Origin of the sequence: Paraburkholderia ginsengisoli NBRC 100965 (assembly GCF_000739735.1) — a bacterium.
GTDB lineage: Bacteria > Pseudomonadota > Gammaproteobacteria > Burkholderiales > Burkholderiaceae > Paraburkholderia > Paraburkholderia ginsengisoli.
Genome location: NZ_BBJF01000020.1, coordinates 105,200 through 115,156 on the forward strand (window position 1 = coordinate 105,200; position 9,957 = coordinate 115,156).

The window sequence follows — 9,957 nt, forward strand, 5'->3', positions numbered from 1 at the left end:
TGAATTCAAGGTGCCGCTTTTGCGCTTACCGGCTCGCGGCCGGTGGGTGCCGCATTAGTGCGCTTTGGTCTTTGCCGCCACTTCCGACGGCCTGCGCGATTCGAGCCACATCACGTTAATGATGCCGAACGCCAACGCGACGCCGATACCGAGCAGCCAACTGAAATACCACATCACAAACTCCTGTTAAGCGTAGTGCCGATCAATACATCGTATGGTGATTTTCCTTCAGAGCCGCGGCGGTCACCTTGCCGCGCAGCACGCGATACACCCAGCTCGTGTACAGCAGGACGATCGGCAGGAAGACGATCACGGCGAACAGCATGATCTCCAGCGTCATGCGGCTCGAGGTCGAATCCCACATGGTCAGGCTGCTGCGGCCGTCGAGCGACGAGGGCATGATGAACGGGAACATCGAGAAGCCCGCCGTCAGAATCACGCCGATGATCATCAGCCCGGTCGACAGGAACGCGCTCTTCTCGAAGCGCGAGCGCGCGAGCAGCACAGCCAGCACGCCGCCGACGAGACCCAACACGGGCGCGGCCACCGTCCACGGATACAGCGAATAGTTGGTGAGCCATAGGCCCGGTGCGCCGATCACGGTCTTCATCAACGGATTGGCAACCGCGTCGAGCGGCGGAGCGTCGACGATCTGGTAGCCGCCGATCATCGTGGCGACCAGCGCGCCGCCGATAAGGAACAGCACCACGCCGACGAGCGACGCAATCCGCAGCGCCAGCGCCGCGCGCTTTGCGACCACGCCGTCCGTCTTCATCTTGACGAAGGCGGCGCCGTGCGCAGCCAGCATCGCTACGCTGACGAGGCCGCACAGCAGCGCGAACGGATTGAGCAGGCCGAAGAAGCCGCCGTGATACGTGACGCGCAGGTCGGTGTCGAACGAGAACGGCACGCCTTGCAGCAGGTTGCCGAACGCGACGCCGAACACCAGCGTCGGCACGAAACCGCCGACGAACAGCGCCCAGTCCCATGCGCTGCGCCAGCGCGGGTCTTCACGCTTGCTGCGGTAGTCGAAGCCGACCGGCCGGAAGAACAGCGCGAACAACACCAGCAGCATCGCGAAGTAGAAGCCGGAGAACGACGCCGCGTAGGCGAGCGGCCATGCGGCGAACATCGCGCCGCCCGCGGTGACGAACCAGACCTGATTGCCTTCCCACGTCGCGCCGACCGTGTTCACGACGATGCGCCGCTCGGCGTCGGTCTTGCCGATGAACGGCAGCAGAATCGCCGCGCCCATGTCGAAGCCGTCGGTGAGCGCGAAGCCGATCAGCAGTACGCCGATCAACACCCACCAGATCAGTTTGAGGGTTGCGTAATCCATGATGATCTTTCCCTGGGAACAGTGTGGCGGCGAATCATGCGGCCGGGTTGGTCGACAGCGGCTGTTCCAGCGGCTGCTTCTCTTCGTGGTGGTAACGGCCCGTATGCAGCGACGAAGGGCCGAGCCGCGCGTACTTGAACATCAGCATGATTTCGATGATGAACAGCACCGTGTAGAACAGCACGAAGCCGGCGATACTCAGATACAGATCGCGTGGCGTCAGATTCGACGCGGCGAGGTTGGTCGGCAGAATGCCGGCGATGCTCCACGGTTGACGACCCACTTCAGCGACGATCCAGCCGAATTCGGCCGCGAGCCATGGCAACGGAATCGCCCACACGGCCCAACGCAGGAACCAGCGACGCTTTTCCAGCAGCAGCGAACGTTGCGCGCAGAACCAGAACGCCAGCACGAAGGTCGCGAGGAACAGGATGCCGAGGCCGACCATCAGACGGAACGAGAAGAACAACGGCGCGACCGGGGGAATCGTCTTCTTCGCGGCTTGCTCGATCTGGTCCGGCGTGGCGTCGGTGACGTTCGCGGTGAACTGCTTGAGCATCAGGCCGTAGCCGAGGTCGGCTTTGTGCGCTTCGAACTCGGCGTGGGCTTCGTCCGTTGCGTCGCCTTGCTTCAGCTTTTGCAGCGCGGCGTACGCCAGCATGCCGTTCTTGATGCGCACCTCGTTCCGCGCGATCAGGTCACGCAGACCGACCACCGGTTCGTCGAGCGAGCGCGTGGCGATGATGCCGAGCGCGTACGGAACCCGGATCGCGTAGTCCGTGCGCTGTTCTTCCTGGTTCGGAATGCCGAAGATCGTGAACGGTGCGGGTGCCGGTGCGGTTTCCCATTCGGATTCGATCGCGGCCAGCTTCACCTGCTGAACTTCACCCGTGCGATAGCCGGATTCGTCGCCGAGCACGATCACGCACAGCGTCGACGCGAGGCCGAAACCCGCCGCGATCGCGAACGAGCGCAACGCGAATTCGGTGTCGCGGCGCTTGAGCAGATACCACGACGACACGCCGAGCACGAACATCGCCGCCGTCACGTAACCGGCCGACACGGTGTGCACGAACTTCACCTGGGCGACAGGATTGAACAGCACGGAGAAGATGCTGTCGAGTTCCATGCGCATGGTCTGGTAGTTGAAGACCGCGCCGACCGGATTGTTCATCCAGCCGTTGGCCACCAGAATCCACAGCGCCGACAGGTTCGAGCCGAGCGCGACGAGGAACGTGACGATCAGATGCTGCACCTTCGACAGCCGGTTCCAGCCGAAGAAGAACAGGCCGACGAAGGTCGATTCCAGGAAGAAGGCCATTAGCCCTTCGACGGCGAGCGGCACGCCGAAAATATCGCCGACGTAATGCGAGTAGTACGCCCAGTTCGTGCCGAACTGGAATTCCAGCGTGAGACCTGTGGTGACCCCCATTGCAAAATTGATACCGAACAGCTTGCCCCAGAACTGGGTCATGTCCTTGTAAATCTGTTTGCCGGTCATCACATAGACCGACTCCATGATGACGAGCAACCATGCGAGGCCGAGCGTAAGCGGCACGAACAGAAAGTGATAGAGCGCCGTGATGGCGAACTGGAGGCGCGACAGTTCTACGACTTCGCTAACGGGCATGTTGATCACCTTGAGACGAATGCGAGGCAGACGCGGACAGCAGCGCCTGCGCAACTTGTTCAGGCGGCAGCGACATATGCTCCGCCTGCGGATGATTGAAGAATGTGTATTTAAGTACCATCAGCAGTGCGAATTTGATGGCGAGGACGATGGCGATATCCCGCGCCAGCGTTGGACCGCGGACCCACCTGGTAAGCCGCATGCGCCAGCGTGACCGGAGGGTGGTATTGCGATTGAGGGCTATGGTCATGGTCGGTCGAAAGCGACTTCACACCGGTGAGTCCGGCTGGATCCAGGTCGCTCGAGGCGGCCTGGCGAGTGCATCCCGATTTTAGGAGCGGAACCTCGCGCGATTCGATTCGGCAGTGCGGCATTGAGTCGCTAAACTCGCCGCGTTTATCCAGTATTGCTATCTGCCTTGTGATACGTCAAGAAAGCTGTGGCTAGAGGCCATCTCTTTAATCGGACGTGGGCGTGCGCGAACGCGCCGCCGCGCGGACAAAAAAAGCCCCGCCGTCTTGCGAGGGCGGGGCTTGGGGCCGGGTGGTGCGAGCCGAGTGAACCGGCTCGTGCCGATGGCTTTCAGACCTTACGCATATTCGGTCAGCGCGCCGCGCATTTTCTTCATGGCGCTTGCTTCGATCTGCCGGATACGCTCGGCGGACACACCGAATTCGTCAGCCAGCTCGTGCAGCGTCGAGCCGCCCGAACCGTCGTCTTCCACCTTCAGCCAGCGTGCTTCGATGATGCGGCGGCTGCGGGCGTCCAGCGCGTCCAGCGCACTGGCGATACCGTCGCTTTGCAGCCGGTCGCGCTGACGCGAAGCCAGCACGGCCGTCGGTTCGCTATGCGAATCGGCCAGATAGGCGATCGGCGCGTACGACTCTTCGCCGTCCTCGACCTGGCCTTCCAGCGCGATGTCGCCGCCGGACAAACGCGTTTCCATTTCGGCGACTTCCTCGCGCTTCACATTCAGTTCCTTCGCGAGACCTTCGATCTCGTCCGGCGTGAACGCGCCCAGGCCTTGCTTGTGGCTGCGCAGGTTGAAGAACAGCTTGCGCTGCGCCTTGGTGGTGGCGACCTTCACCATCCGCCAGTTGCGCAGAATGTATTCGTGGATCTCGGCCTTGATCCAGTGCATTGCGTACGACACGAGGCGCACGTTCTGCTCCGGATCGAAGCGCTTCACGGCCTTCATCAGGCCGATATTGCCTTCCTGGATCAGGTCGGCATGCGGCAATCCGTAACCCAGATAGTTACGCGCGATCGACACGACCAGTCGCAGGTGCGACAGCACGAGACGGCGCGCGGACTCCAGGTTGTCCTGCTCGCGAAATTCGGTGGCGAACTGGCGTTCTTCCGCCGGCGTCAGCATCGGAATCCGATTAACGGCCTGGATGTAGGCGTCGATATTGCCCAGTTGACCGGGCAGCAACGAGGAATGCGAGAGCGCCAGTGCACCTGCCGAAGCGGCCTTAGCCGACGACGGGCTCAAAGTACTCGGAAGGGTCATTGCATGGCTCACGTAGGAAACTCCTTTGGAATCAGACAAAAGCGTACTCAGTTAAACGACTCCAGCGGTGGATGTTAGCACTCTGATTTACCGAGTGCTAATACTTAGAGGCAGTAGGGGCATCGAAGTTCCATAATTTGCTATTGAAATCGAGGTTTCAATAGCCATAGAGTACACGAACCGCCGCCCTCGCGCAGGACGTAGAATTCACCCATTCATGGCCATTCGCTCTCATAAATACCCAGTATCTGCCAAATGTGAAGTGACTAATTGCGATAATGAAGTCTTCTTCATATGATCCACCAATCGGGCGTCGTCTTTAGAATAAGCAAAACAGTTATGCATCGTTAACGTTCGACGGGCTCAGGTGTTAGATGAGCAACAAAAAGAATGTTCTGCGTGATCTGGCTCTAAAAGCGTACTGCTGGCACTGTTCTCGGCGTGCCTGCGTTGGCCTCGGCGGACCAGTTCGGCCTGCAGGTAGCCGGCGGCGTCGGCGATCACCACGTCAAAAAATTCGATCTTGCCGTCGCGTGGAATCCGGGGCTGACGTGGTGGCAGATCGGCGACTGGCACTTCTCGCTGATCGGCGAGGCACACGCGGCCTGGTGGCACACCAACGAAGGGAATGTGCACAACGACATCGGCGAAATCGGCGTGACGCCGGTGATCCGCTACATCAAGATATCGGGAGTGGTGCGTCCCTTCATCGAGGTGGGCGCGGGCATCCGGCTGCTGTCGAGCCCCCGGATTTCTTCGGACTTCACGCTCGGCACCGCGTTCCAGTTCGCCGACATGGCGGGCGTTGGCGTGCAGTTCGGCAACCGCAAGCGGTACCTCGCGGGCTACCGCTTCCAGCATATTTCCAACGGCGGTATCAATGAGCCGAATCCTGGTATAAATTTCAGCCAGCTATATTTGCAATATAACTTCTGACGACCGAGGCCGCGTTCGGCTTACCGGTGCGAGGGCTGAGCAATGGCGGCAAAGACGATCGAAGCGATTCGCGGGCTTGAGCGAGAGCGCTTCCGTGCGATGGTCGACGGCGATGGACATTCGCTCGACACGCTGCTCGCGGACAACGTGAGCTATGTCCACACCAACGGCAAGCGCGAAACGAAGCGGCAGTTCATCGACGGGATCACCGGAGGACGCCGCCGCTATCGGCAGATCGAAGTGCAGTCGCAGGAGGTGTTGCCGGCTGGGCGGGAGACGTATGTCGTCACCGGCCGCGCGTTGATCGAAATGGAAGCGAATAACGGCGCGTTGCTGTTTCCGATTGCTTACACCGCGATTCACACACAGGAAGACGGGCAGTGGCGCCTGATTGCGTGGCAGGCGACACGTTGCGCGCTGGAGTGAGCCTCGTGGGCTCACGTCGTTTGTCTGGCCGGTTGCGTCTCGTGAACGCGCCGGTAGGTTGAGAGCGCGGGGTACACGCTCTTCTCACTCGAATTTCTCGTTTGAATCTCAGGCGGCGACCTGCTGCCGCTCCGTTTCTTCGTCGGCGGGACGATCCGCCGAGCAACCTTCCTGATCCGCCGCCATATGTTCGCAGCGCGCCGCCTCTGCGGCCCGCATCACCGCGTCGCCCGCATACGGATGCCGCGCATGCACCGGAAGCTGATTGCAACGCTCGACCACGCGCCGCACTGCCGCGATATCGGAGAAATCCAGCCCGCTGTCGATACCCTGCGCGTCGAGATTCATCGCGAGCGCGACGAGATCGAGATTGCCCGTGCGCTCGCCATTGCCGAACAGGCATCCTTCTACGCGGTCCGCGCCTGCGAGCAGCGCCAGTTCCGCCGCAGCCACCGCAGTGCCGCGGTCGTTATGCGGATGCACCGACAGCACGATGCTGTCGCGATAAGCAAGATGGCGGTCCATCCATTCGATCTGATCGGCGAATACGTTCGGCGTCGCCGCCTCGACGCTCGCCGGCAGGTTGAGAATCATCTTGTGATCGCGCGTGGGCCGCCATGTTTGCGCGACGGCGTCGCAGACTTCGCGCGCGAACGGCAGCTCGGCCGTATTGAAGGTTTCGGGCGAATACTGAAAGGTCCAGTGCGTGCCGGGCCGCGCCTCGACGTGTTCCTTGATGATGCGCGTGCCGTCCACGGCCAGCGCCTTGATCTGCGCCTTCGACTGGTTGTAGACGATGCGCCGGAACGACGGGCAGATCGCGTTGTACAGGTGCACGATCGCGCGCGGGGCGCCTTCGAGCGCTTCGAACGTGCGCGCGATCAACTCGGCGCGCGACGGCATGAAGACCTCGATGGTCACGTCGTCGGGAATGCGCTTTTCGTCGATCAGCTTGCGCACGAAATCGAAGTCGGTTTGCGACGCCGACGGAAAGCCGACCTCGATCTCCTTGAAGCCGATTGCGACCAGCATCTCGAAGAATTCGAGCTTTTGCGCGGCGTTCATCGGCTCGATCAGCGCCTGGTTGCCGTCGCGCAGATCGGTGCTCATCCAGACGGGTGCGCGGTCGATCGTGCGGCTGGGCCATTTGCGGCCAGTGACGCGCACGGTTGGGAAGGGACGATATTTCTCAGCGGGATTGCGCAACATGATGTGCCTTGTTCGTTGTGTCGAATGCGAAAGGGTGTGGCATTGAGCGGTTGGCGGACTGCCACGGATGCACGGCCCGCCAGCCGGTGGCTAGCGGCAACAACGAACGGGCGCGAACGAACAGCGTCGTGCTGACGACGAAAACGAACGTGGATGATGCCCATGCGATGTGCATTTGACCCTCGCGCTTCGTCCGCACGGTAAACGGACGAATGCAAACGACTACTGGTTGTGAAGAACGGCGAGTGGGGGTGAAACAGGAACCGCGAAACTGCTTGGAGGACCGCTCGACGGCAACACGGTTGCCAGCGCGCGGCGCTACGCCTGACTTACGCTAGACGTAGCGATAGCGGCCGCGCCAGGCGGCCAGAGGTAATTCGGAGGGTGTTCGGAAGGGAACGCATGGGGCTAAATGTATGACGGTATGAAGCGGCCTGTCAACCTATGCTCGCCGCTTCCTTGCGCTGACTCATGCCGTGGACGTGCGCGATGAAGGCTCATGCGTTGCACGTGGGCTTCACATTCAACCGCATTTTTCACGCGTCAAACCGGTATCTTCGCGACGTCCACGATCAGCTCGACCTGCCGTTCGATCGCGCTCGGCACCGGCGCTTCGCCGCGCAGCACGGCGCCGATCCACGCGGCCGTGGTGAGCGCGTCGCGCGCTTCGGGCAGATCGACTTCCGGCGCATCGGGCGACGAGCGCTCGTGCGGCACTCGCGTCTCGCACACGCCGTCGTGCAGCCAGTCGACCTGAACCTGACGCCGCGTGTCCGCCACCGCTTCGCCTTCGGTGCCGCGCGCCAGCAGCGCGCCACCGGCGGCCGCGTCCGGGTGCGTGTTGAACAACTGCGTGAGACTGTCGCGATACGGCGGATGCGTGTAGTTCACGAGGCGCAGGCCCGCCGGCGCGAACGGCTGCAGAATCTTCACGAGCGTGTGCGTCGAATTGCGCACGCCCATGCGCCGCCGCAACGCGAGCAGGCGCGCGAGCTTCGGCGCGAGCACGTCGATCGATGCGAACGCGAGACGGTGTTCGGCCAGACCGTCTTCGATATCGGCGTGCGAGCGCACGTGCGCAATCTGCAGATGCGTGAAGATCTCGGCGCTCGTCACGCGGCCCGGATCTTCGGTGACGCCGTGCACCAGCACCGGCACGCCTTCGCGCGCCAGCAGCAGGGCAAGCAGCGGCACCAGGTTCGGCTGTTTGCGCGCGCCGTTGTACGAGGGAATCGACACCGGCCGGAACGCGCCATGCGGCAACCGGATCGGCTCGAACGACGCGTGCGCGCCGGCCAGCATCGCGGCGAGTTCGTCGGCGGTCTCGCCCTTCACGCGATACGCAAGCAGCACCGCACCGAGTTCGAGCTCGGCCACGCGGCCGTCGAGCATCGCGGTGTAGAGCGCGCGCGTATCGTCGGCGGTCAGCGCGCGTGCGCCGTTCGGCCCGCGGCCAATCTCCTTGATGAATCGGGCGCAGGGGAACGGGGTGTCGGTGGCGGTGTCGGCGGAATGGGTCATCGGGCGCAAGGGGACTTGGTTGCGCGCCGCGCTCAGGCGGCGCACCACGGTATTCAAGGGACGCTGTTGGATCGCTGTTCGGTGTGAGTATCGCATCTATGGCGATCCGGCGAGACGCGTCGCGCGCTGGCCCGTCCAAGGGAGTGCCTGCCCGTCTGCCGCGCACCGCGCTTTGCTGCGCGTTAAACTCGATGTTTTCTCGCCGCGTCGTCGGCACAAATCAAGAAACGGAGAACGGGATGAGTTACGTATTTGCACCCGCACCGCAGGTGGCGGTGCCGGTTGTGGGGTCCAGTGAGCAGTTCGCGGTGCGGCGCATCTACTGCGTGGGGCGCAATTACGAGGCGCACGCGCGCGAGATGGGCCACGATCCCGACCGCGAGCCGCCGTTCTTCTTCACCAAGCCGGCGGATGCCGTGCTGTACGTCGCGCCCGGCGCGACCGGCGAATTCCCGTATCCGTCGCAGTCCAAAAACGTCCACTTCGAAATGGAAATGGTCGCGGCGATCGGCAAGGGCGGCAAGAACATTCCGGCCGACAGCGCGCTCGACCACGTCTACGGTTATGCGCTCGGTCTCGACATGACGCGCCGCGATCTGCAAGGCGAAGCGAAGAAGCTGGGCCGGCCGTGGGATACCGCCAAGGGCTTCGACCACTCGGCGCCGCTCGGCCCGATCCATCCGGCGACGACGGTCGGCCATATCGGCAAGGGCGCAATCTGGCTGTCGGTGAACGGCGAGGAGAAGCAGAGCTCGGACGTGTCGCAACTGATCTGGTCGGTGGCCGAGACGGTCGCCTATCTGTCGACGCTGTTCGAACTGCAACCCGGCGACCTGATTTTCACCGGCACGCCGGAAGGCGTCGGCGCGGTGGTGCAGGGCGATCTGATGAAGGGCGGCGTGGACGGGCTCGGCGAGTTTAGCGTGCGCGTCGTCTGACAGGCGGTGGCGTGGAGGAGACAGACAACATGAAGCTCTACAGCTATTTCCGGAGTTCGGCGTCATATCGCGTGCGCATTGCGCTCAACGTGAAGCAGTTGCCGTACGACTACGTGCCCGTACACCTGGTGCGCGAGGGCGGCGAGCAACTGAAGCCCGAATACCGCAAGGTGAACGTGGACGGCATCGTGCCGACGCTCGTCGACGGCAACGAGGTGATGCCGCAGTCGCTCGCGATCATCGAGTATCTGGAGGAGACGCACCCGCAACCGCCGTTGCTGCCCAAGGCGCCGGCCGACCGCGCGTATGTGCGGTCGGTGGCGTTGCAGGTCGCGTGCGAGATTCATCCGCTGAACAATCTGCGCGTGCTGAAGTATCTGAAGCACACGCTGCGTGTCGACGACGACGCGAAAGACGGCTGGTACCGGCATTGGGTCGAGGCGGG

Annotated in this window: 9 protein-coding genes and 2 pseudogenes; 4 read left to right on the forward strand and 7 right to left on the reverse strand. The window is 62.6% G+C overall.

Annotated elements, in window-relative coordinates; genetic code table 11:
• Positions 1-54: 54 nt before the first annotated feature.
• The 5 genes from cydX to rpoH all read right to left on the reverse strand — a co-directional run bounded on the left by cydX (position 55) and on the right by rpoH (position 4,494).
• On the reverse strand, positions 55-174 hold the full coding sequence (cydX, locus tag BGI01S_RS24755) for a cytochrome bd-I oxidase subunit CydX (RefSeq protein WP_042328763.1): 120 nt from the start codon (positions 172-174) through the stop codon (positions 55-57).
• 28 nt (positions 175-202) lie between these two features.
• Positions 203-1,339, reverse strand: a complete 1,137-nt coding sequence (gene cydB / locus BGI01S_RS24760; protein WP_042328766.1) for a cytochrome d ubiquinol oxidase subunit II — start codon at positions 1,337-1,339, stop codon at positions 203-205.
• 34 nt (positions 1,340-1,373) lie between these two features.
• A complete protein-coding gene (locus BGI01S_RS24765) occupies positions 1,374-2,969 on the reverse strand; it encodes a cytochrome ubiquinol oxidase subunit I (protein WP_042328787.1) in 1,596 nt (531 codons plus the stop codon).
• Positions 2,959-3,219: a cytochrome oxidase putative small subunit CydP gene (cydP, locus tag BGI01S_RS29810; RefSeq protein WP_084585488.1), complete on the reverse strand. Its 261-nt coding sequence runs from the start codon at positions 3,217-3,219 to the stop codon at positions 2,959-2,961. Before cydP ends, BGI01S_RS24765 begins: the two co-directional genes overlap by 11 nt.
• A 339-nt stretch (positions 3,220-3,558) precedes the next feature.
• Positions 3,559-4,494: an RNA polymerase sigma factor RpoH gene (gene rpoH, locus BGI01S_RS24770; RefSeq protein WP_042328767.1), complete on the reverse strand. Its 936-nt coding sequence runs from the start codon at positions 4,492-4,494 to the stop codon at positions 3,559-3,561.
• A 362-nt stretch (positions 4,495-4,856) separates the two neighbouring features.
• Here rpoH and BGI01S_RS24775 point away from each other — a divergent pair.
• Both BGI01S_RS24775 and BGI01S_RS24780 read left to right on the forward strand, forming a co-directional pair.
• Positions 4,857-5,418: pseudogene (locus BGI01S_RS24775) on the forward strand (acyloxyacyl hydrolase).
• Positions 5,419-5,460: 42 nt separating this feature from the next.
• Positions 5,461-5,844: a nuclear transport factor 2 family protein gene (locus BGI01S_RS24780; protein WP_042328770.1), complete on the forward strand. Its 384-nt coding sequence runs from the start codon at positions 5,461-5,463 to the stop codon at positions 5,842-5,844.
• Positions 5,845-5,991: 147 nt separating this feature from the next.
• Here BGI01S_RS24780 and BGI01S_RS24785 read toward each other — a convergent pair.
• Positions 5,992-7,053: pseudogene (locus BGI01S_RS24785) on the reverse strand (2-isopropylmalate synthase); the annotation flags it as partial.
• A gap of 543 nt (positions 7,054-7,596) precedes the next feature.
• The gene (gene ybiB, locus BGI01S_RS24795; protein WP_042328788.1) at positions 7,597-8,574 is read right to left on the reverse strand and encodes a DNA-binding protein YbiB; all 978 of its coding nucleotides are present in this window, start codon (positions 8,572-8,574) and stop codon (positions 7,597-7,599) included.
• A 239-nt stretch (positions 8,575-8,813) separates the two neighbouring features.
• Here ybiB and BGI01S_RS24800 point away from each other — a divergent pair, with 239 nt between their 5' ends.
• The gene (locus BGI01S_RS24800; RefSeq protein WP_042328775.1) at positions 8,814-9,512 is read left to right on the forward strand and encodes a fumarylacetoacetate hydrolase family protein; all 699 of its coding nucleotides are present in this window, start codon (positions 8,814-8,816) and stop codon (positions 9,510-9,512) included.
• 29 nt (positions 9,513-9,541) lie between these two features.
• On the forward strand, positions 9,542-9,957 hold a 416-nt coding region (gene maiA / locus BGI01S_RS24805), incomplete at its 3' end, for a maleylacetoacetate isomerase (RefSeq protein WP_042328776.1).